Annotated in this window: 3 protein-coding genes (1 of these 3 cut by a window edge); all 3 read left to right on the top strand. The window is 75.7% G+C overall.

What is annotated here, in order from left to right; all coding sequences use genetic code 11:
- Tightly spaced (each overlapping or abutting the next), the 3 genes in view from J7E94_RS27520 to J7E94_RS34970 form a layout consistent with a single transcriptional unit that may run on beyond the window.
- On the top strand, positions 1 to 8,462 hold the final stretch of the coding sequence (locus J7E94_RS27520; RefSeq protein ID WP_215019507.1) for an SDR family NAD(P)-dependent oxidoreductase. It extends 11,227 nt beyond the left edge of the window; the window shows 8,462 of its 19,689 coding nt (coding positions 11,228–19,689); the start codon falls outside the window, past its left edge; the stop codon is at positions 8,460 to 8,462.
- A complete protein-coding gene (locus J7E94_RS27515) occupies positions 8,459 to 15,448 on the top strand; it encodes an SDR family NAD(P)-dependent oxidoreductase (RefSeq protein ID WP_215019506.1) in 6,990 nt (2,329 codons plus the stop codon). Before J7E94_RS27520 ends, J7E94_RS27515 begins: the two co-directional genes overlap by 4 nt.
- Complete coding sequence (locus J7E94_RS34970) at positions 15,445 to 24,729, top strand: type I polyketide synthase (protein ID WP_251057303.1); 9,285 nt, start codon at positions 15,445 to 15,447, stop codon at positions 24,727 to 24,729. The genes J7E94_RS27515 and J7E94_RS34970 overlap by 4 nt, the downstream gene beginning before the upstream one ends.

The following is a 24,729-nucleotide window of genomic DNA, read 5'->3' as shown; positions in this document are numbered from 1 at the left end:
CCGACACCGGCCTGTTCGTCGGCGTCGGCTCGTCCGAGTACGCCGAGCTCGTGCAGCGCTCGGACACGGCCACCGACGCCTACTCCTCGACCGGCCTGACCCCCTCCATGCTGGCCAACCGCATCTCGTACCACCTCGACCTGCGCGGCCCCAGCGAACCCGTGGACACCGCCTGCTCCAGCTCGCTCGTGGCCCTGCACCGCGCGGCGGAGGCCCTGCGGCTCGGACACTGCGACACGGTCATCGCGGGCGGCGTCAGCCTCATGCTCTCCCCGGTCACCTTCGCCTCCCTCGAACGGGCCGGCATGCTCAGCCCCGACGGCGTGGGCCGGGCCTTCGACAAGGACGCTGCGGGATACGTGCGCGGCGAGGGCGTCGGAGCCGTGGTGCTCAAGCGGCTCAGCCGCGCCCGCGCCGACGGCAACCCGGTGCTCGCCGTCCTGCGCGGCACCGCCGTCAACCACGGCGGCCGCTCCAACTCGCTGACCGCGCCCAACCCGCGCGGCCAGGCCGAGGTGATCGTGAAGGCCCACCGCGAGGCGGGCGTGGACCCGGCGACCATCGGGTACGTCGAGACCCACGGCACCGGCACGGTCATCGGCGACCCCGCCGAGACCAACGGCCTGCGCCAGGCCTTCGCCGAGCTCTACCGTGACTGGGGCCACCCCGCCCCGGCCGCCCCGCACTGCGCCCTGGGGGCCCTGAAGAACACCATCGGCCACCTGGAGCCGGCCGCGGGCATCGCCGCCGTGCTGCGCGTCCTGCTGTCGATGCGGCACGGACGGATCACCGGGGACCCGCACGGCCCGGAACTCAACCCCCACCTGGCGCTGGAGGGCACGGCCTGCGAGATCGCGGTCGAGGCACGTGACTGGAAGCCCGTGGCGCCCGGTGTCCCGCGCCGCGCCGGGGTCAGCTCCTTCGGCTACGGCGGGGTCAACGCCCATGTCGTGCTGGAGGAGTATCCGGCGGACGAACCGGCGCCCTCCGGCCGCCCGGCGGTGTTCGTCCTCTCCGCCCGCGACCCGGAGCGGCTGCGGGCCGCCGCCCACTCCCTCGTCGACACCCGGGACGGCTGGCAGCACGACCTCGCCGGCACCGCCCGTACCCTCCAGTCCGGCCGCACCGAACACGCCGAACGCCTCGCGTTCGTCGCGGACTCGGGCGAGCACGCGGTGGACACCCTGCGCCGCTACCTCGCCGGGGACCTCGCCGGCATCCACCAGGGGCGCGTGGAACGGCACGCCGACCGTGCGCCGTTCGACGGGCGGGGCGACGAGGAGACCGCCGCCGCGTGGGTGCGCGGCGCGACGGTCGACTGGTCCGCCCGGTGGGAGCGGACGCCGAAGCTGCGTTCGCTGCCGCCGTACCCCTTCGCCGCCGACCGGTACTGGTTCTCCGACGGAGCTCCGGCGGCTCCGGCCGCGTCGGCCACCGTCCCGGCGACGGCCACCGCGGCCGTCCCGGCGACCGGGCCGAAGGCCGACACCGGGTCCGCCGCACGGATCGATGCCGCATCCGCTCCCGGGCTCGCTGCCGATTCCGGCTCCGGGGCGGCCGACGGCCCCGCCGGCCGGGCACCCGTCAGCCTCTTCACGGCCGCATGGGTGGCCGAGCCCGTGCCGCCCGCCGCCCCGCACCCGGGCCGGGTGCTGGTCTTCGGCGACCTGCCGGTCCCCGGCGCCGTGACCGTACGGGCCGGATCGGCGTATGCCGACGAGGGCTCCACCGTCACGATCCGCCCCGGCGAGGCCGAGGACTACGCCCGGCTGCTCGCAGCCGGAGCGGACCGGATCGTGCACCAGTGGCCGCTGCTCCACCCCGAACGCACGGACCTGGGCATCGAGTCGGCCTTCCTGCTCGTACGCGCCATGACGGCCTCCCGGGCCGCCGCGCGGATCCAGGTCCTGGTGCCGGAGGGCGCCATGGCGGAGGCCTGGGGAGGGTTCGACACCTCGCTGCGCGCCGCCCTGCCCGGCACCGCCTTCGGTGTCGTACGCGTCGCCGGCCGGGTCGAACCGGCCGCCCTGCTCGCCGAGGTGGCCGCCGAGCGGCTCTCCTCGGCAGCCGTCCGCCTCTCCGTGACCGGCCGCACCGTGCGCGTGCTCACGGAGGCCGACCCGAGCCCCGTCACGGAGTCCCCGCTGCGTCCGGGGGCCGTCCACCTGGTGACCGGCGGCACGGGCGGCCTCGGGCTGCTGCTCGCCCGTACCCTGCTGTCGCGCGGCGCCCGGGTGGCGCTCACCGGCCGCTCCTCCGCCGCGGACCGGGCCGGGGAACTCGCAGGCCTGCGCGCTGTCGGCGACGTCGCCTACTTCCAGGCGTCCGTGGAGGACCGGGCCGCCATGGCCCGCGTCGTGGCGGACGTCAAGCAGAAGTGGGGCGCGCTGCACGGGGTCTTCCACCTGGCGGCGACCGCCTCGCGCACTCCGCTGCCCGGCAAGGACCTCGCGGAGTTCCGCTCCCACCTGCGGGCCCGCTTCGAGGGCACCCGTGTCCTGGACGAGGTGACCCGTGACGAACCGCTGGACCTGTTCGTGCTGTACTCCTCGCTGGCCGGGCAGCTCGGCGACTACGGCCTGGTCGACTACGCCGTCGGCGCCCGCTACCTCGACGGTTTCGCCGAGGAGCGCGCGGCCCTGCGTACTGCGGGCCGCCGCAGCGGGCACACGGTCTCGGTCGACTGGCCCATGTGGCGTGCCGGAGGCATGCACGTGGAGGCTGAGGACGAGCGCCGCTACCTCGCCGAGACGGGCTTCCGCTACCTGGAGGCCGAGGAGGGCGAACGGCTGCTTGACCTCGTCCTGCGGCTGGGACGCCCCCAGGTCGCCGTACTGCCCGGAGCGCCCGAGCGGATGCGCGAGCAGGTCGCCGCGATGCGGATCCGGGAGCACGGGCACCGCGCCCGCCCCGCCGCCCCGGCGCCCGCCCCCTCCGCTCCCGCCGCTCCCGTGCACGCGGGCGAGCTGACCGAGCGGCTGCGGGAGCTCGTCGCCGAACTGCTGGGCCTGGCGCCGAAGGCGCTCGACCCGGAGGCCGGCTTCGGGGAGTACGGACTGGACTCCTTCGGGCTCCAGTCCCTCTCCGTGGCATTGGAGGAGCGCTACGGCGTCTCGGTGCCGACGACGACCCTGTTCGGTGAGAACACGGTCGAAAGGCTCGCCCGGCACCTGCTCGCGGAACACCCCTCCCTGGCGGAACCGACCCGGACGCCCGCCACCGTGGGCGCGGAACCGGCCGCCGGACCCGCCACCACCACCGTCACCACCGCCTCCACTCCCTCCCTCTCCACCGCTCCTTCCACCACGCCCGCCCGGGAGGACGCCGTCGCCATCGTCGGCATGTCCGGACGTTTCCCGGGCTCGGCGGACCTGGAGGAGTTCTGGCGGCACCTCAGGGACGGTGAGGACCTCATCACCGAGACACCCGCCGACCGCTGGGACTGGCAGGAGGTGTCCCGGCGCTTCGGCGGCACCGCCCGCTGGGGCGGATTCCTGAGCGACGTCGACCGGTTCGACGCACGGTTCTTCAAGATCTCGCCCGCCGAGGCGGAGGTCATGGACCCGCAGCACCGGCTGTTCCTCGAACACACCTGGGCCGCCCTGGAGGACGCGGGCTGCCGGGCCGACCGGCTCGCAGGCCGCCGCGTCTCCGTCTTCGCCGGCGTCCAGTTCAACGACTACGAGTCGATGGTCCTGCGCGGCGAGCAGGTCAACCCCCACGCGGGCACCGGGCTCGCGCGGACCATCCTGGCCAACCGCATCTCGTACCTGCTGGACCTCAAGGGCCAGAGCGAGAGCATCGACACCGCCTGCTCCAGCTCCCTGGTGGCGCTGCACCGCGCCGTCCAGGCCCTGCGCGCGGGGGAGAGCGAGCTCGCCGTCGCCGGCGGCGTGAGCCTGGTGCTCTCGCCGCAGACCGTGGTGGCCGGGAACCAGCTCGGGGTGCTCTCCCCGGACGGCCGCTGCAAGGCCCTGGACGCCACGGCCGACGGGTACGTCAAGGGGGAGGGCGTGGGCGTACTCGTCCTCAAGCCGCTCTCCCGCGCCCTCGCCGACGGCGACCGGGTGCACGCGGTGATCCGCGGCAGCGCGGTCGGCCACGGCGGGCACGCCTCGTCGCTGACCGCCCCCAACCCGCTGGCGCAGGCCGCCCTGCTGGTCGAGGCCTACCAGGACGCGGGGGTACCGGTCGGGACGGTGTCCTACACCGAACTCCACGGCACCGGCACTGCCCTCGGCGACCCGGTGGAGATCGACGGCCTCGTCCGGGCCCACCGGACCCTGGCCGACGGACCCGCCACGCCCTGCGGCGTCGGCACGGTGAAGAGCAACATCGGCCACCTGGAACCCGCCGCAGGCGTCGCCGGAGTCATCAAGGTGGTGCTGGCGATGCGGCACCGCACCCTGCCGAAGACACTGCACCTCCAGACGCTCAACCCGCTGATCGACCTCACCGGTACGCCGTTCCGGCCCGTACGGGAGACGACCCCGTGGGCGCCCGCGGACGCCGACGGCGCACCCCTGCCGCTGCGCGCGGGCGTCAGCTCCTTCGGCTTCGGTGGCGTCAACGCACACGTCGTCCTGGAGGAGGCGCCCGCCAGCGCGCCCCCGGCCCCGCTGCGGGACGACGCCGAGGAGGTGTTCCTGCTGTCGGGCAGGGACGAAGCCGCCCTGCGCCGGTACGCCGCCGCGATGGTGGAGTTCCTTGACGCGGACACGGATGCGGACGCGGACCATGGCAGCGCCGGCATCGGCGCCGGCGGTACGGATGTGCCCGCCCCGTCGCTCGCCTCGCTCGCGTACACCTCCCAGGTCGCCCGCGTCCCCATGGCCGCCCGGCTCGCGGTGGTCGCCCGCTCCACCCGCGACCTGCGCGAACAGCTGGCCGGCCACCTCGCTGCCGAGCACGCCCACGGCGGTACGGACGGCGACCACGCCTGGCTGTCCGAACCCGAGGGCGCCGAGTACCTCGCCCGTCTGGTCCGGGAGGGACGGCTCGACCGGCTCGCACGGCTCTGGCAGGACGGCGCCGACATCGACTGGGCCGCGCTGCGTACCGACCGGCCGCAGCCGACGTCCATGCCGACCTACCCGTTCGCCCGCGAACGGCACTGGCTCACGGCGCCGGCCGCTACCGCGGGCACGTCCGCCCCGCAGGACTCCGCACTGCTCCTGGTCAAGCGATGGGAGGCCGCCCCGCTGCCCCCCGCCGAACTGCCCGCGGGGATCCTGGTGCTGGCCCGCGCCGAGAACGAGTCCCTCGCCACGAGGGCCTTCGGCCCCGACGCCACCGTGGTCCGCATGGACGACGGCGACGAGGACGCCGCCCGGCGGATCGCGGAAGCGGCCCGCCTCGCGACGGCCGTGATCGACCTGGCCGACGTGTCGGACACGCCGCTCACCGCGCCGGACCCCGACTGGTCTCGGATCGCGCTCCTGCGCGAACTGGTCACCGCGAACCGCACCCGCGGCTTCACCTATCTCCACCTGACCCGGGGGCTCACCACCTTCCGGACGGAGCGGCCCACGCTGCGCGGCGCGGCCTACGCGGGCCTCGTCCGGATGCTCACGGCCGAGTACCGCGGTCTGTCCGCCCGCACCCTCGACCTCGACACCCTGGAGCCGGCCGCGCTGCGCGAGGCGGCCGCTGCCGAACTCGCGGCGACCGACCCGGTCACCGAGGCCTGCGTACGGGCGGGCGTACGGCTCCGGCCGGTGCTGCGCCCCGCCGACGGGGTGCCCGCCTCCGCCGACTGGTCCGCGGACCTGGCGGGCCGGACCGTCGTGATCACCGGAGGGACGGGCGCGCTGGGCCGGCTGCTCGCGGCCCGGCTCGTCGAGCGGGGCGCCGACCGGCTCGTGCTTCTCGGCCGCACCCCGCTGCCCGCCCGGACCGAGTGGCCCACCCTCCTCGCGGACCCCGGCACCGACCCGGCCCTCGCGGCCAGGCTGCGCGACCTCGCGACCCTGGAACGCCCCGGGGTCCGGATCGCGGTCGAGACCGGTCCACTGGACGGGATTGCCGAGGTGCTCGACCGTGCCCGGCGCGAGATGGGCCCGATCGTCGGCATCGTGCACTGCGCCGGACTCGGCGTCATGCGCGACCCGGCCTTCATCGGTAAGCGGACCGAGGACGTGCAGCGGGTCCTGGAACCGAAGACCTCAGGGCTCCAGGCCGTCTTGGACGGCTGCGCCGGCGACCCGCTGCGCTTCGTCGTGCTGTACTCGTCCGTCGCGGGCGGTGTGCCCGCGCTGGCCGTGGGCCTCAGCGACTACGCGCTGGCCAACTCCGTGCTGGACCGCGTCGCCGAGTACCGGACCGCCACCGGCGGTGAATCCGCCCCCGTCATCCGGTCGCTGCAGTGGCCGAGCTGGCGTGCGGCCGGCATGCCCGAGGTCGACACCCCGGCCTACCGGGACCTCGGCCTGCGCACCCTGGCCCCCGAAGCGGGGCTGGACCTGCTGGACCGCGCCATGAGCGGCCCCGACCCGGTCGTGCTGCCCTGCGTCGTGGACGCCGGACGCTTCGACGCAGCCCGGCTGTTGGCCGTGCCCGCGCCGGGCCGGCCGGACGGGACGGCGCCCGCGCCGGCTCCGTCGGCGGCCCCGCGCGGGGTAGCGGCCGCGGACGGACTCGTCCGCCGTGTGACCGGGGTGCTCGCCTCGATGCTCCGGCTGGACCCCGCTGCGATCGGAGGGGACGAGGACTTCGCCGACCTGGGTGTGGACTCGATCATGATCGCCCAGATCCTCGCCGCGCTGGAGCGGGAGCTCGGCGTCGTCGCGGAGCCCTCGACCATCCTGGAGAACCCGACCGTGGCCCTCCTCGCCGAGGCCCTGCGCGACCTGGTGCCGGACCTCGCGCCCCCTTCGCAGGACGCCGTCCCGGCCATCGCGCCCGCCGTCCCGCCGGCCCCTGCCGAGGTCACGGCTTCGGCTCCGGCCCCGGCGCCGGCTGAGGCCGTCGTGTCCGGCGCTCCCGTCGAGGGAGCGGCCGCGCGGCGTGAGGACATCGCCGTCATCGGTATCGCCGCCCACTTCCCCGGCGCCCCCGACCACGGGACGTTCTGGCGGAACCTGATGTCGGCGACCGACTCCGTCACGGAGGTGCCGCCCTCCCGCTGGGACAAGGACCGCTTCTGGCGGCCCGATCCGCAGCCCGGCACCACGGTCAGCAAGTGGGGCGGCTTCCTCGACGCCATCGAGGACTTCGACCCGGAGCACTTCCGGATCGACCCGGCCGGGGCCGCACACGTCGACCCCCTGGTCCGGCAGGTCCTGGAGACCGGCGTGGAGTGCCTGGCCGACGCCGGGCTCACCCCGGAGGAGGTCGCGGGCCGGCGCGTGGGCGTCTTCGCGGGCGCCCGTGCGGCGAACTACGGCGCACACGTCGCCGCCGCCGGTCCGCACTCGATCAGCGGAATGGCGCAGAACTTCATCGCCGCGCAGCTGTCCCACCACCTCGACCTGCGAGGACCGTCCGTCGTCGTCGACACGGCCTGCTCCAGCGCGCTCGTGGCCGTGCACATGGCCGCTGCCGGCCTGCGGACCGGGGAGTGCGACCTGGCCTTCGCGACCGGGGTCGACATCCTCCTCGACGAGGTGCCCTTCGTCGGGATGAGCGGGGCGGGCGCGCTGTCGCCCACGGGGCGCTGCCACACGTTCGACGAGCGGGCCGACGGCATCGTGCTCGGCGAGGGCGCCGGCACGCTGCTGCTCAAGCGGCTGTCCGACGCCGTGCGCGACGGCGACCGGATCTACGCGGTGATCGAGGGCAGCGCCGTCAACAACGACGGCCGCACCATGGGCATCACGACACCGAACCCGCGCGCACAGCGGGAGGTGATCGAGGCGGCCCTGGCCGACGCCGGTGTCTCCCCGGCCCAGCTGGGCTACGTGGAGGCCCACGGCACCGGCACCATGATCGGTGACCCGATGGAACTGAAGGCGCTCACCGAGGCCTTCCGCGCCCGCACCGACGAGGTCGGCTTCTGCGGCGTCGGCAGCGTGAAGACCAACATCGGACACACCCTCAGTGCGGCCGGCATGGCCGGACTGATCAAGGTCCTGCTGTCGGTCCACCACGCGCAGCTGCCGCCGACGCTGCACTGCGCGACCCTCAACCGCCGTTTCCGCTTCGAGGAGTCGCCGCTGTTCCCCGTACGGGAGCCGCGCGGGTTCACGGGCCGCGACGGTACGCGCCGGGCCGCCATCAGCTCCTTCGGGTTCGGCGGCACCAACGCCCACATGGTGGTGCGCCAGGCACCCGAAGCCCACGTCCCCGCGCGCGGACCGCTGGACCCGCCCCGCTACCGGCGGCGGCGCTTCTGGTTCGACGCGCCCGCGGACGCCCCCGCACAGCCCGCACAGCCCGTACAACCGCCCGCGCGAACGCCCGCACCGGCCCCCGCGCCGTTCTTCGAGCTCGAGTTCTCCGCCGTGCCGGAAGGAAAGAAATGAACCTGTTGGACGGCCTGACCTGCTCCGTGGTGGTGCGCGGTACCGACCCGGTGCTGCGTGACCACCGCGTGCACGGCACGCGCATCCTGCCCGGAGTGTCGTTCCTCGACATGATCTACCGGATCCTGCGGGCTCGCGGCGTCGACACCTCCCGCGTGGAGCTGCGCCGCGTGCTGTTCCGCAACCCCGTGGCCGCCGGCCCGGACTTCGACACCGAACTACGGGTGGAGTTCACGGCGGACGCGGACGGCTACCGGGTCTCCGTCACCGGAACCCGCCGCCCCACGGGCGAGAGCGAACCGGTCCTCGACTGCCGGCTCCACCTGGACGTGCCCTTCCCGGCCGAGGCCGTTGACCTGTCCGCCCTGCGCGCGGGCATGCCCCTCACGGCCGACATGGCCGACCTGTACGCGCTCGTCCGCCGGACCGGCATCGAGCACGGGGAGTTCATGCGTGCCCGGGGCACCCTGCACGTCGGCGAGCGCGAGCTGCTCGCGGACCTGTCGCTGGGCCCGGAGGCCGCCGCGTACGCGGAGTACTTCCACCTGCACCCGGCCGCGCTGGACTCGTCGACCCTGCTGCCGACGCAGTTCGCCACGGCCGGGGCCGGCGAGGCGGCCCGGCCCTACATCCCGATGCTCATCGACTCCTTCCGGGCCCGCGGGCCGGTCGGGGACCGCACCCTGGTGCACGCCACCCCGCCCCGCGCCACCGGCCCGGCCGGCGACCTGACCACCTGCGACCTGCGCTTCTTCGACGCCGATGGCGGCGTCCTGCTGTGGCTGCGGGGCCTCACCTCGAAGCGTGTCCGGGAGGAGGACGCCATCACCCGGCTGGACGGCTCCCCGCGCGCGGCGGAGCCGGCGGGGACCGCGCTGTCCGGGGGGCTGCCCGTCGGGGAGACCACGGCCGGCCTGGTGCGCGGCCTGCTCGCCGAACGGCTCGGCCGGGCCGAGTTCGACGAGGAGGCGGGCTTCTACGAGCTGGGCCTGGACTCGACAGCCCTGCTGGGCATCGCCGCCGACCTGGAGCGGGCGTACGGCACCGACTTCTCGCCCACCCTGCTGTTCGAGCACAGCTCCTTTGAGGCCCTGGTCGAGTACCTGGGCGTGTACGGACTGCCTGAGGGCGGGGCCCGCCGGGCCGTCGGGGCGCCGCTGGAGCAGGACGTACGCGAGGACGTGCCCGCCGAGGTGGTCTGGTTCGAGTCCCGCTGGCGTGACGCGCCGCTGCCGCCGGCACCGACTCGGGCTCCGGCACCGGCCTCCGTCCTGACCGTCGACGCGAGGACCGGGCGCGACTGGGCGGCGCTGCTCACCGAGCACGACGCCTGCGACGTGCTCTGGACCCCCGCCGATCCGCAGGACGTCGAGGGTGAGGCCGTCGCCCTGACCGGCTTCGCGGCCGCCCTGCTGCGCAACCGGCGCAGCCCCGTACGGATCGTCTGCCACCTGCCCCTGGGTGCGGCGGCCTCGGCGGTCGCGGGTCTGCTGCGTACGCTCCACCGGGAGCAGCCCGGCGTACGCGCCGCGGTGGTGTGCTCCCCGGAACGCGCCGATGCCCTGGCCGAGCTTGCCGCGGGCGTACCGGACGTGGAGGTGCGCTACGAAGCGGGCAGGCGCCTGGTACGTGAGATCCTGCCCACCCCGGCCCCGGACCGGCCGGCCCGGCTGCGCGAACGGGGCGTGTACCTGATCACGGGCGGGCTCGGCGGCGTGGGCCTGTCCCTGGCCCGGCACCTGGCGCGGACCGTGCGGGCCCGGCTCGTGCTCTGCGGACGGACGGCCACCGACTCAGCGGCGACCGCGGCGCTGAGCGCCGAACTGACCGCCCTCGGGGCCGAGGTGGAGGTGGTCGGCGCGGACGTCTCCCGCGCCGAGGACGTGCGCCGCGTGGTCGACCGGGCGCTCTCCCGGTTCGGCGCGCTGGACGGCGTGGTGCACGCCGCCGGTGTGCTGCGCGACGGGCTGATCGCGGGCAAGAGCGCCGCGGACGTCCGCGCCGTACTGGCGCCCAAGGTCACCGGCACCCGCCTGCTGTACGAGGCCACCCGGGACCTGGGGCTGGACTTCCTCGTGCTCTGCTCGTCCACGGCCGCCGCCTGGGGGAACCAGGGCCAGGCCGACTACGCCTGCGCCAACGCCTTCCTCGACCGGTTCGCCGAGGGCAAGCCGGGGGTCGTGTCGATCGGGTGGCCCGGCTGGTCGGACGGAGGCATGCCGCTCGACGACCGCGCGCTGCGCCGGATGGGCCTGAGGGCCATGGACACCCCGACCGCGGTGGACATCATGCTGCGGGCCGCCGGCAGCGGCCGCCCGCACCTGGTGGCCCTCGTGGGCTCGGCGGCCGAGATCACCGAACGGTTCGCCCCCGCGGTCGCGGCCCCCACAGCCGAGGCCCCCGCCGTTCCGGCCACGGCCCCCGCCGTTCCGGCCGCGGCAGTCACCCCCGTCACCGCCCCCGCGACCCCCCTGCCGGGGGCCTCCGCCGGCACCGGTGACGAGGAGGACGCGATCGCCGTCGTGGGGATCAGCGGCCGCTACCCGGGCGCCCGCACGCTCGACGAGTTCTGGGAGAACCTAAAGGCCGGCCGTGACGGCATCACCGAGGTGCCCGCCGACCGCTGGGACCACCGTGCGATCCACAGCGACGCCAAGGGCGTGCCCGGACGCTCGTACGGCCGCTGGGGCGGATTCGTCGACGGCATCGACGAGTTCGACGCTGTCTTCTTCCACGTCTCGCCCAACGAGGCCGCCGTTCTCGACCCGCAGGAGCGGCTGTTCCTCCAGGAGGCCTGGCACGCCTTCGAGGAGGCGGGACACGCCCCCTCCGCCTGGCGGGGCCGCGCAGTCGGCGTGTTCGCGGGCGTGATGTACAACCAGTACCAACTGCACGGCGTCCGGGAGGAACCGGGCCTCGTGCCCTCGTCGTTCAGCGCGTCGATCGCCAACCGCGTCTCCTACTTCCTCGACCTCAAGGGGCCGAGCATCGCGCTCGACACCATGTGCTCCTCCTCGCTGACGGCGCTGCACCTGGCCGTCGAGGCGATCCGGCGGGGCGAGTGCGAGGCCGCCCTCGCGGGAGGCGTCAACCTGCACGTCCACCCCAACAAGTACCTGCTGCTCAGCCAGTCGTCCTTCCTCTCCACCGACGGCCGCTGCCGGGCCTTCGGCGAGGGCGGCGACGGCTACGTGCCCGGCGAGGGCGTCGGCGTGGTGCTGCTGAGGCCGCTGCGCGACGCGCTGCGCGACGGAGACCACGTACACGCAGTCATCCGCGGTACGGCCCTCAACCACGGCGGTCACACCGGTGGGTTCTCCGTGCCCGATCCGGCCTCGCAGGCCGCCCTCGTCCGCGACTCGCTCACGGCGGCGGGAGTGGACCCCGCCGACCTCGGCTACCTGGAGGCCCACGGCACCGGCACCAGCCTGGGCGACCCGATCGAGATCACCGCCCTGGAGCGGGCCTTCGACGCCGTCGGCGCGGGCCGGGGGCCCTGGCCCATCGGCTCCGTGAAGTCGAACATCGGCCACCTGGAGTCGGCGGCGGGCATCGCCGCCCTCACCAAGGTCGTCCTCCAGATGCGCCACCGCGCACTGGCGCCCTCGCTGCATGCCGAGCCGCTCAACCCGGCGGTGGACTGGGCGGGTTCGCGGTTCCGCGTGCAGCGCACCCTGGAACCCTGGAACCCGCCCGCGGACGCTCCGCTCACCGCGGCGATCAGTTCCTTCGGCGCGGGCGGCGCCAATGCCCACGTGGTGCTGGCCGAACACCCGGTCGCGCGGGGCCCGCAGGCCCCGGAAGAGGACCGTCCCCGGCTCTTCGTGCTCTCCGCGAAGGACGCCGCCCGGCTCGACGAGACCGTGGCGCGGATGCTCGCCCACCTCGACCGGGCCGGCCGGGGCGCGGGCCCCGAAGCCCTGGATCGGATCCTGACCGAGGTCGTGGGCTTCCCCGTCGATCCCGGTGAACCCTTCGCGGAACTCGGCCTCGACTACCCGCGCCTGTCCCGCTTCGCCCGCCGCGTCGAGGAGGAGTTCGGCGTCCGGCTCCACGTCGACGGGGGGACGACCCCGGCCGAGCTGACGCGCCGCCTCACCGGTACCGGCGGCGGCGTGGACCCGGCGGCGCTCGCCTTCACGCTCTGGTCCGGACGCGACCACCTCGACGAGCGGCTCGCCGTCGTCGCCACGACGACGGCCGAGTTCGCCGACGCGCTCCGCACCGGCACGGGCTGGTACCGCGGACGAAGGCGCCGCTCCGCCGCACCGGTCCACGGCGACGACCTGCGCGAGCTGGCCCGGGGCTGGGTCGAGGGCGCCGCGATCAGCCTGCCCGCGCCCGACCGGCCGCGACGGCTCTCGCTGCCCGGCTACCCCTTCGCCCGCGAGCGCCACTGGGTCGCCACCACCCGGACCCCGTCCGGGAGTTCGCCGGGCGCGGCCGAAGAGGTCGAACTGCCGGACGGACACGTGTTCAGTGAGCGGATCTCCACGGCGGAGCAGCCCTGGCTGGCCGACCACGCCGTGGACGGCGTCGTCCTGGTACCCGGGACGTACTTCGTCGACCTGGCCCTGCGGGCGGGAGCCCGGCTGCACTGCCCGCGGATCGCCGAACTCGTCACCCACACACCGCTGGCATCGGGCGAGGCCGACCTGCGCCTCGTCGTAGACCTCGCCGAGCCCGACGGTACGCGGGCCTTCCGGATCCACGCCCGCACCGGGGACGGCGGCTGGACGAGCCACGTCACCGGCGTCCTCGCCCCCGCACCCGAGGAGCCGCCGGCCGCCCCGGCCCTGCCCGGTGACGCCGAGGAACTCGACGTCACCCGCCTCTACGAGACGCTCACGGGGTACGGGCCGGCCTTCCGGGGCCTGCGCCGCGCCTGGCGCACCGCCGACGCCGTCTTCGCGGACGTAGCCGTACCCGACGGTGTTCGCGACGGCGGTACCGGGGAGCACGCGCTGCACCCCGTGCTCCTCGACGCCGCCCTGCACACGGTGGCCCTCACCTCGGCCCTCGACGGGGACAGTCCCTACCTGCCGTTCGCCTGGTCCGGCGTACGCGTGCACGCCCCCGGTGCGACCGCCGCCCGGGTACGGATGGTCCACCACCGGGCCGACGCGGTCGAGCTCCTCCTCACGGACCACGCGGGCGCGCCCGTGGCCTCCGTCGACTCGGTGGTGCTGCGCCGGGCGGACGCTCCGGCCGAGCCGCTCCACCAGGTGGAGTGGCTGCCCGTAGAGACCCCCGAGCCGTCACCGGGGGCCCGCTACGCGATCGTCGGCCCGGACCCGGAGGGGATCGGCGCCGCCCTGGAGGCCTCCGGTGCGCGGCTGGTGCGGGCCGCGGACCTGGACACCCTGACGGACGTGCCGCCGGTGGTGATCCTGCCCGTCCCGGCCGCCCCGTCCGGCGCCGCCGAGGGGGCCCCGGCCGCCCGCGCCCTCACCACCGAGGTGCTCGGCCGGCTCCAGCAGTGGCTCGCCGGCCGCCGGTTCGCGTCCGCGCGGCTGGTCCTCGTCACCACCGCCCCCGGCCTGGCCACGGCCGCGGCCTGGGGACTGGTGCGCTCCGCCCAGTCCGAACACCCCGGCCGCTTCGGCCTCGTGGATGCCGAGGACCTCGCGCCGCTGCACCGCGCGCTCGGTTCCGACGAACCGCACCTGCGCCTGCTCGACGGCCGGGTGCTGGGAGCCCGGCTGGTCCGCGTACCGGCCGCGGCGCCGGCGCCCGAACCGCGCCCGGCCGGCACCGTCCTGGTGACCGGTGCGAGCGGCGCCCTCGCCGGACCGGTGGTCCGCCACCTCGTCGAGCGGCACGGCGTACGCGACCTGCTGCTGGTCAGCCGCAGCGGCCGGGTCCCGGCCGGGCTGGCCGGGCTGGACGCCCGGGTCGAGGCGGCCGCCTGTGACGTGGCCGATCGCGTCGCCCTGCAGACCCTGCTGGCCGGCCGCCGGGTGACCATGGCCGTGCACGCCGCGGGAGTACTGGACGACGGAGTGGTCACCGCCCTCGACGCGGACCGTCTGGAGCGGGTGCTGCGGCCCAAGACCGAAGGCGCCGCCCACCTCGCCGACCTGCTGCCCGAGGCCGAACTGGTGCTGTTCTCCTCCGTGGCGGGCGTACTGGGCGGCCCGGGGCAGGGCAACTACGCCGCCGCCAACGCCTTCCTCGACGCCCTCGCCCGACAGCGCGCCGCAGCCGGCCGCCGGGCCGTGTCCGTGGCCTGGGGGCCGTGGGCGCTCGACGAGGGCATGGCCGCCGACCGGGACCGCCTGGCCCGCGGCGGCATCGAACCGCTTCCCACCGGGGCGGCCCTCGCACTGCTCGACGCGGCCCTCGCCGGACCGCACCCGGCGGTCACCGTCCTGCGGCTCGGGCGCGGTCCGGCCGCCGTCGTACCGCACGTGCTGCGCAGCCTGGTGCGCACCACGGCGGCAGCCCCCGCCGCCGACCCGGGCCTGGCCCGCCTCGGCCCCGACGAGCGGCGCGCCAGGCTGTCGGCGCTGGTCCGGGGACAGGCCGCGGCCGTCCTCGGCTACGCGGACGCCACCATGATCGAATCCGACCGGTCGTTCCAGGAACTCGGGTTCGACTCGCTGAGCTCCATCGAGTTCCGCAACCGGCTGGGCACGGCCGTCGGCCTGTCGCTGGAGGCCACGCTCGTCTTCGACCACCCCACCCCGGCCGATCTGGTCACCCACCTCGACGAGCGGTTCGCCGGCGAGTCCGAGGCGACCGACCTGCCGACCCTGTTCGCGGTCTTCGACCGCCTGGCCGCCGCCCTCACGGCGGCGGCCACGGACGACGTGTCCCGCGACCGCACCGCGGAACGCGTCCGCGGCCTGCTCGACCACCTGACGCCCCACACCGCGACAGAACCCGTCACCACGTTCGCCTCGGCGACCGACGACGAGGTCTTCGCCCTGATCGACGCCGAGCTCGGCAGCCCGCTGCCGGGACTGGAGGAACGCTCCCGATGACCAACGAGGACAAGCTCCGCGACTACCTGCGCCGGGTGACCGCGGAACTGCAGTCGACGCGGCAGCGGCTGCGCGCCGTGGAGGAGCGATCCGCCGGGCCGGTCGCCATCGTCGGCATGGCCTGCCACTACCCGGGCGGCGTCGAGTCCCCCGACGACCTGTGGTCGCTCGTCGCCGAGGGCCGGGACGGGATCACCCCTTTCCCCGGCGACCGGGGCTGGGACCTGGACACGCTCCACCACCCCGACCCCGACCACCCGGGCACGACCACCGTCCGCGAGGGCGGATTCCTGCACGGCGCCGCCCGGTTCGACGCGGGATTCTTCGGGATCTCGCCCAAGGAGGCGCTCCACACCGACCCCCAGCAGCGGCTGATCCTCCAGACGTCCTGGGAGGCCGTCGAGCGCGCCGGCCTGGACCCGAGCTCGCTGCGCGACAGCCGCACCGGCGTGTTCACCGGCGTCATGCACCACGACTACCCGGGCGCCCAGGGCGCCGGCAGCGTCGTCTCCGGCCGCGTCGCCTACCAGCTGGGCCTGCGCGGCCCCGCCATCACGGTGGACACCGCCTGCTCCTCGTCGCTCGTCGCCCTCCACCTGGCCGTCCGCTCCCTGCGCCGGGGCGAGTGCGACATGGCCCTCGTCGGAGGGGCCACGGTGATGGCCACCCCCGCCGCCTTCGCGGAGTTCAGCCGCCAGCGCGGCCTGGCCCCCGACGGCCGCTGCAAGCCCTTCGCCGCCGGGGCGGACGGCACCGCTTGGTCCGAGGGCGCCGGCGTCATCGTCGTCGAACGCCTCGCGACCGCCCTGGCCGCCGGCCGCCGCGTACTCGCCGTGGTCCGGGGCACCGCCGTCAACTCCGACGGTGCCAGCAACGGCCTCACCGCACCCAACGGCCCCGCCCAGCAGCGCGTCATCCGCGAGGCCCTCGTCGACGCCGGCCTGACCCCCCAGCAGGTCGACGCGGTGGAGGCACACGGCACCGGCACCCCCCTCGGGGACCCGGTGGAGGCCCAGGCCGTGCTCGCCGCCTACGGCAGGCAGCGCACCCGGGCGCTGCGCCTGGGATCGGTCAAGTCCAACATCGGGCACACCCAGGCCGCCGCGGGCGTCGCCGGGATCGTCAAGATGGTCATGGCCATGCGGCACGGGGTACTGCCCCGGACCCTGCACCTCGACGCCCCGACCCCGTACGTGGACTGGTCGGCGGGGGGTGTGGAACTCCTCACCGAGGACGCACCCTGGCCCGCCGGTACGGAACCCCGCCGGGCTGCCGTGTCCTCCTTCGGGGTCAGCGGCACCAACGCCCACGTGATCCTCGAGGAACCCCCGCTGCCGGTGGACGACCGGACCGCCGAACGGCCCGACGCCGAGCGGCCGGCGAGCGCCGAGAGCGCCGAGAGCGCCGAGAGCGCCGAGAGCGCCGAGAGCGCCGAAAGTGCCGAGACCCCCGCGGCGTCGCCCGCCGGGCCCGGCCCCCTGGCCTGGACCCTGTCCGCCCGCTCCGACGCCGCACTGCGCGCCCAGGCCGCCACCCTCACCGCCTTCCTGACCGGGCACCCGCAGGAACCGCGCCCCGAGGACGTGGCCCTCTCCCTGGCCACCACCCGCGCCTCCCACGAGCACCGCGCGGTCGTCCTCGGCGGCGACCGGGCCGAACTCCTCGCCGCACTGGACGACCTGGCCGCCGGCCGGCCCTCGCCCGCCGTCGTCGAAGGGACCACCGGGCCGAGCGGCGGCGTGGCCTTCCTCTTCCCCGGCCAGGGTTCGCAGTGGCGGGACATGGCCGTGCGCCTGCTGGACACCAACGCGGTGTTCCGGGAACGGATAGCCCAGTGCGAGAGCGCCCTGGCCCCCTACGTGGACTTCGAGCTGACCGCCGTTCTGCGCGGCGAACAGGACCTGGACCGGGTCGACGTCGTCCAGCCCGCCCTGTTCGCCGTCATGGTCGCCCTCGCCGAGGTGTGGCGCTCCCTCGGCGTCCGCCCGGCCGCCGTCGCCGGACACAGCCAGGGCGAGATCGCCGCCGCCTGCGTGGCCGGCGCCCTCACCCTCCAGGACGCCGCCCGTGTCGTCGCCCTGCGCAGCCGGGCCCTGACCACCCTTTCGGGCCGCGGCGGCATGATGTCCCTCGCGCTGCCCGCCGACGAGGCACGCGACCGGCTCCGCCGCTGGGACGGCAGGCTGTCGCTGGCCGCCGTCAACGGCGCGGCCTCCGTGGTCGTCTCCGGCGACACCGACGCCCTCGACGAACTCCTCGCCGCCTGCGAGGAGGACGGCGTACGGGCCCGGCGCGTCGACGTGGACTACGCCTCGCACAGCGCGCACGTGGAAGGCGTCCGCGCGCAGGTCCTGGAGGCCCTCGCCCCCGTCAGCCCGCTCGCCCCCGAAATCCCCTTCTTCTCCTCCGTGGAAGGCCGCTGGATCGAGGCCGCCGACGCCTTCGACGCCGACTACTGGTACCGGAACCTGCGCGAGACCGTCCGTTTCGACGAGGCCGTCACCGCCCTCGTCCGGCGCGACTGCACCACCCTGCTGGAGGTCAGCCCCCACCCGGTGGTCACGACCGGCGCACAGGAGACCGTCGACGCGCTCGGCACCGACACCGCCGTCGCCCACACCCTGCGCCGCGACGAAGGCGGCCCCGGGCAACTGCTGCACGCCCTCGCCCAGCTGTACGTGAAGGGCGTACGCCCCGACTGGTCCGCGCTCTGGCCCGAAGCCCGCCGGATCGACCTGCCCACCACCACCTTCCTCACCGAGCCGTACTGGCTGCGCCCCGGCCCCGGCACCGGCGGCGCGGGCGCCCTGGGCCTCGACGAGGTCGACCACCCCGTCCTGCGCGCCGCCCTGCGCGCCGCCGAGGGCCTGGTGCTCACCGGCCGGCTCGGCCTGGCCGCCCAGCCCTGGCTCGCCGACCACACCGTCGAAGGACAGGTGGTCCTGCCGGGCGCGGCCCTCGCGGAGCTCGCCTCCCGGGCGGCGGACGAGGCCGGCTGCGCCGCCGTCGACCAGCTCACCCTGCTCACCCCGGTCGTCCTCCCCGACAAGGGCGACATCCGGCTGCGCGTGGACATCACGGCCCCGGCCGAGGACGGCTCGCGCGGACTGACCCTGCACACCCTCACCGGGGCGGGCCACTGGACCACGCACGCCACCGGCGTCCTCCTGCCCAACGCCGCCGAACCGGTGGCCGCCACCACCGCGTGGCCGCCGGCCGGCGCCGAACCCCAGGACGTCGAAGCCCTCTACGCGACCCTGGAGGACGCCGGCCTGATCTACGGCCCGGCCTTCCGCGGCCTGCGGGCACTGTGGCGGGGACGCGACGGGGACCTCCACGCCGAGGTCGCACTGCCCGACGCCGACCAGGCCGGCGCGTTCACCCTCCACCCGGCCCTCCTCGACGCGTGCCTGCACCCCGTCGCCCTCGGCGGGTTCCTCACCACGGGAGAGGGCCGCCGCCCGGCACTGCCCTTCGAATGGCAGGGCCTGCGCCTCCACGCCGCAGGCGCCGACACCGTGCGCGTGACCCTGTCCGCCGCGGGCCCCGACGCCGTCCGCCTCACCCTCACCGACACCACCGGGGCACCCGTCGCCTCGGTCGACACCCTCGTGCTCCGCGAGCTTCCGGCGGGCGCCCTCGGCCGCCCCGACCGGGGCGACCTGCTGCGCCCCGACCGGGTGACCCGGGCCCTCCCCGGCGGCGCGCACGAGGACTTCGCCGTACAAGACCCGGAACTCGCCCGGCAGCTGGGGAAGCAACCCACCCAGGACCCCGCGCGCCACGTCCTGGTGCCGACTCCGGCAGGCGAGCCCGGCGAGGCCGTGCGCGGCGCGCTCACCCTCGTCCAGGACTGGCTGGCGGACGAGAGCCGTACGGATTCCACGCTCGTCTTCGTCACCCGCCGGGTCCACCACGACGTGGCGGAAGCCGCCGTCGCGGGTCTCGTACGGTCCGCCCAGCTCGAACACCCCGGCAGCTTCCGGGTGCTGGACCTGGCCGATCTCGACGCGACCACCCTCGCCGCGATCCCCGCCGCCCTCGCCGCGGACGAGCCCCAGCTCACGCTGACGTCCGGGACCGCGACCGTGACCCGGCTGGTGCGCGCCCTCCCCGCTCCGGCGGGGACCGGCGAGCTCGGCAGGACCCTGGTGACCGGCGCCTCCGGCACCCTGGGGCAGCTCGTCGCCCGGCACCTCGTCCACGCACACGGCGTACGCGACCTGGTGCTGGCCGGCCGACGCGGCTCCGACGCCCCCGGCATGGCCGCCCTCACGGAGGAGCTGGCCGGGGCCGGGGCACAGGTCCGTGCCGTCGCCTGCGACGTCACCGACCGTGCCGATCTCGCGGTCCTGGCCGGCGGAGCCTCCTTCACGACCGTCGTCCACGCTGCGGGCGTCCTCGACGACGGCCTGGTGACCGGACTGACTCCCGAGCGCCTCGACCGCGTGCTCGGGGCGAAGCTCGACGCCGCGCTCCACCTCCACGAACTGCTGCCCCAGGCACGCCTGGTGCTGTTCTCCTCGGCCGTGGGCATCCTCGGCGGCCTCGGCCAGGCCAACTACGCCGCCGCCAACGCCGGCCTCGACGCCCTGGCCCGACGCCGCCACGCCGCGGGCCTGCCCGGGATCTCCCTGGCCTGGGGCCTGTGGGACGCCACCAGCGGTATGACCGACGGCGTCGACCGGGAGCGCCTGGGCCGCTCCGGCTTCGAGCCGCTGCCGACCGCGGACGCCCTCGCCGCCCTGGACGCCGCCCTGGTCTCGGACGAGCCGGTGCTCGCCCCGATCCGGCTCGACCCCGGTGCCCTGCGGGCCCAGGGCGAGGACGTCCCCGCGCCGCTGCGCGACCTGTCCGGGAAACCGGCACGCCGCAGCGCCGCCACCGGGGGCGGCGCCGCCGTCTCCGAACTGGCCGCCCGCCTCGCCGGGAAGACCGGCCCCGAGCGCCTGCGCACCCTGCTCGACCTGGTCGTCGGACACACCGCCGCCGTCCTCGGACACGCCTCGCCGGAGGCGGTCGACCCCGGCCGGGCCTTCAAGGACGCCGGATTCGGCTCGCTCGCCGCCGTCGAACTGCGCAACCGCCTCGCCGGAACCACGGGCCTGCGCCTCCCGGCCACCCTCGTGTTCAGCCACCCCAACCCCTCGGCGGTCGCCCGCCACCTGGACGAACTCCTCGCGGGCACGGCCCCGGCGGCCGCCCCCGCGGTTCGCGCCGCGGCCGCCGACGCGGACGACCCCGTCGTCCTCGTCGGCCTCGGATGCCGGCTCCCCGGCGGCGTCCGCACACCCGACGACCTCTGGGAGATGCTGGTCCACGAACGCGACGGCATCGGCCCGTTCCCCGACGACCGGGGCTGGCCCCTGGAGCGCCTCTACGACCCCGACCCGGCCGCCCCCGGCACCACCTGCACCCGGCACGGCGGCTTCATGGCCGACGCGACCGCGTTCGACGCCGCCTTCTTCGGGGTCGCGCCCCGCGAGGCCGTCGCCATGGACCCGCAGCAGCGGATCCTGCTGGAAACCGTCTGGGAGGCCTGCGAGGACGCCGGCATCGACCCGGCCTCGCTGCGCGGCAGCCGCACCGGCGTGTTCGTGGGCGCCATGTACCAGGACTACGGCCGCCTCCTGGAGAACGCCGCCGCAGAGGGCTTCCTCGCCTCGGGCGTCGGCGGCGGAGTCCTCTCCGGACGGGTCGCCTACACCTACGGCCTGGAAGGCCCGACCGTCACCGTCGACACGGCCTGCTCCTCCTCGCTGACCGCCCTGCACCTCGCCGCGCAGGCGGTACGGGCGGGGGAGTGCGACCTTGCGCTCGCCGGCGGAGTGACCGTGCTCTCCACACCGGTGCCCTTCGTCGAGTTCAGCCGCCAGCGCGGACTGGCCGCCGACGGACGCTGCAAGCCCTTCGCCGCCGCGGCCGACGGCACCGCACTCGGCGAGGGCGCCGGAGTGGTGCTCGTCGAACGCCTCTCCCGGGCCCGCGCGCAGGGCCACGAGGTGCTGGCCGTACTGCGCGGAAGCGCCCTCAACTCCGACGGCGCCAGCAACGGCCTCACCGCCCCCAACGGCGCTGCCCAGGAGAAGGTGATGCGCGCGGCGCTCGCCGCCGCCGGCCTGCTCCCCGCCGACGTCGCCGCCGTCGAGGCGCACGGCACCGGCACGGCCCTCGGCGACCCCATCGAGGCGCAGGCGCTCCTCGCGGTCTACGGCCAGGACCGGTCGGCCCCGCTGCTGCTCGGCTCGCTCAAGTCCAACGTGGGACACGTCCAGGCGGCCGCCGGCATCGCGGGAGTGATCAAGGCGGTCCTGTCCATCCGCCACGGCCTGCTGCCCCGGAGCCTGCACATCGACGAGCCCTCCCCGCACGTCGACTGGACCGCCGGCGACATCGCCCTGCTCGGCCGGGCGCAGCCGTGGCCCGAGGAGACCGGGCCGCGGCGCATGGGAGTCTCCTCCTTCGGCATCAGCGGCACCAACGTGCACGTCCTGATCGAGCAGGCACCGAGCCCCGAGGACACCCCGGAGCCGCTGCCCGCCCTGGACGGAGTGCCCTGGCTGCTGTCGGCACGCTCCGAGCAGGCCCTGCGCGGTCAGGCCCGCCGACTGCTGGAGTCGGACACCTCCGACCTCCCCGCCGTGGCGCGGGCCCTGTCCACCACCCGGGCCGCCCACCGCCACCGGGCCATGGTGAGCGGCGCCGACGCACAGCAGAGGCGCGCCGCCCTCACGGCCCTGGCGTCCGACGGCACGGCCGACGGCCTGCGCCGGGCGCGCGCCGCCGGGCAGCGGCTCACCCTGCTCTTCACCGGGCAGGGCAGCCAGCTCCCCGCGATGGGAAGGGGCCTGTACGAGACCTTCCCCGTGTACGCGCAGGCCTTCGACGAGGTGTCCGCGCACTTCCGGCTCGACACCCCGCTGCGTGAAGCGGTCTTCGAGCGGGAGGACCTGCTGGACCGCACCGAGTACACCCAGCCGGCCCTCTTCGCCCTCCAAGTGGCCCAGTTCCGGCTGCTGTCGAGCTGGGGCGTCACCCCCGACTCCCTGATCGGGCACTCCATCGGCGAGCTCTCGGCGGCCTGCGTCTCGGGCCTGATGCCCCTCGCCGATGCCGCCGCCCTCGTCGCCGCCCGCGGCCGGGTCCTCGGCCAACTGCCGGCCGGGGGAGCCATGGTGGCCGTACGGGCGACGGAGGAGGAAGTCCTCGCCGTCCTGGAGGGCCGCGCCGACCGCGTGGGCATTGCCGCCGTCAACGGCCCCCGGTCGGTCGTCCTGTCCGGGGACGAGGAGGAGGTCCTGTCCGCGGCCCTGGAACTTTCGGAGCGCGGGCACCGCACGCGCCGGCTGCGCGTGGACGTCGCCTTCCACTCGCCCCGCGTGGACCCGGCGCTCGCCGAGTTCCGGGCGGCCGCAGCCGAGGTCCGCTTCGGACGGCCCGGAATCCCGGTCGTCTCCACCGTCCGCACCGCCCACGCGATGGACACCCCCGACTACTGGGTGGACCAACTGCGCGGCTCCGTGCGCTTCTTCGACGCCGTCCGCGAAGCCCACGGCAACGGAGCCACGGCCTTCCTGGAACTGGGACCCGACACCGTCCTGGCACCGGCCGTCGAGTCGTGCCTGCCCGGCCTCCCGGTGCGCCCCGTCTCGCTGCTGCGCCGCGACCGCGACGACGTCCGCACCGCCGTCGAGGCTCTGGGGCTCCTGCACACCCACGGAGTGGAGGCCGACTGGTCGGCCGTCCACACCGGGCGGCCGACCACCCCGGTGCGGCTTCCGAAGTACGCCTTCCAGGACCGCCGTTACTGGCCCGAGCCGGCCGATGTGGCGCAGGCCGCGCCCGTACCCGTACCCGTATCCGCAGCTGAGGCGGGGGAGGGGGCGCCCGCGCTCGATCCGTTCTGGTCGGCCGTCGAGAGCGCCGACCTCGGCGCCGCCCTCGACCTGCTGAACCTGCGGGGCGACGAGACACCGGCCCAGGTCCTCGACGCCCTCGGCCGGCTGCGCTCCGGAGCGGCGGCGCCGGTCCTCGAGGGGGCGCGGTGGACGCGGGTGCCGGACGGCCCCGCCCCCGAGCTCGCCTACGACGTCCTGCTGCTCGCCCCCTCCACGGGCGACGAGGAGCTGGCCGACGCGGTCGCGGGCGCCCTGGTCCGGCACGGAGCCCGGGTCCGCTCGGGCGGTGCCGGGCGCCCGGACCTCGTGCTGGCCCTGCCCGGGACCGAACCGGCCGCCGAGGCGGGGGTGCCCCGGTGGGCCCTCGTCGAAGGCAGCGGCGTGGTGCCCGCCTGCGACCACGCCGTGACCCTCCCGAAGGAGCTCGACGCGCCCGCGCGCAGCCGCCTGTGCGCGGCCGTAGCCGAGGGGTACCGGGAGACGCGGATCGAGCCGGACGGGCTGTTCGTGCGCGCCTACGAGCCGTTGGGCCGCACCGGTGTGTGGCGTCCCGAGGGGGACGTCCTGGTGGCCGGCCCGGCGGACGCGCTCACCGCGGCGACCGTCGACGCCGTGCTCGCGTCCGGGGCGCACTGCCTGGTGGCCGGCGGTGCCGACCGCCCGGCCGGCGCCGTGGAGTTCGGGGACGCGGAGGGGACCGTACGGCTCGCGGCGGCCATCGTCCGGGCCGGCAGCGGCTTCGAGGACGTGGCGGCGCCGCTGGTGGCCGTCGTGTCCGTGGGGGAGACCGTGCGGGAAGCGGGAGCCTCGCTCGCCGTGGCGGTCCACCCCGACCTCGACCCGAGGGCTGCCGTGAGCGGGCTGTGGCGGGCCATGTCCACCGAGGAGACGGCCGTACGCCTCCTGGACGCCGCGCACGTGACGCGGACCGCGCCGGCCGCGGAGCCCGAGGAGGCTACGGAAGAGGCGACAGACCTCACGCCGGAGCCCGAGCCCGAGCCCGAACCGAAGCCCGAGCCCGAACCGAAGCCCGGGCCCGAACCGAAGCCCGAGTCCGAGCCCCAGCCCGACGGTCCGCGGCCCCAGGACTCCGAACTTCGGGCCACCCTCGCGGGACTCCCCCGCGCGGAGTGGGCGGAGGCCGTGCTCGGCGGTGTGCGGGGCCTCGCGGCCGCCGTGCTCGGGTACGAGTCCGCGTCCGAGATCGACGCCGAGGGCGAGTTCTTCGACATGGGCCTGACCTCGGTCACCGCGCTCGAACTGCGCGACCACCTGACCGGGTTGACCGGCATGGAGTGGCCCGCGGACCTCCTCTACGAGTGCCCGACACCGCAGGTGCTGGCCGACCTCGTGGTCGAGCAGCTGAGCGCGACCCCTGCCTGA

It is taken from the genome of Streptomyces sp. ISL-94 (assembly GCF_018614075.1).
Lineage (GTDB): Bacteria > Actinomycetota > Actinomycetes > Streptomycetales > Streptomycetaceae > Streptomyces.
The sequence above is the reverse complement of the archived record's forward strand: the minus strand, read 5'-3'. Positions and strand labels throughout refer to the sequence as shown.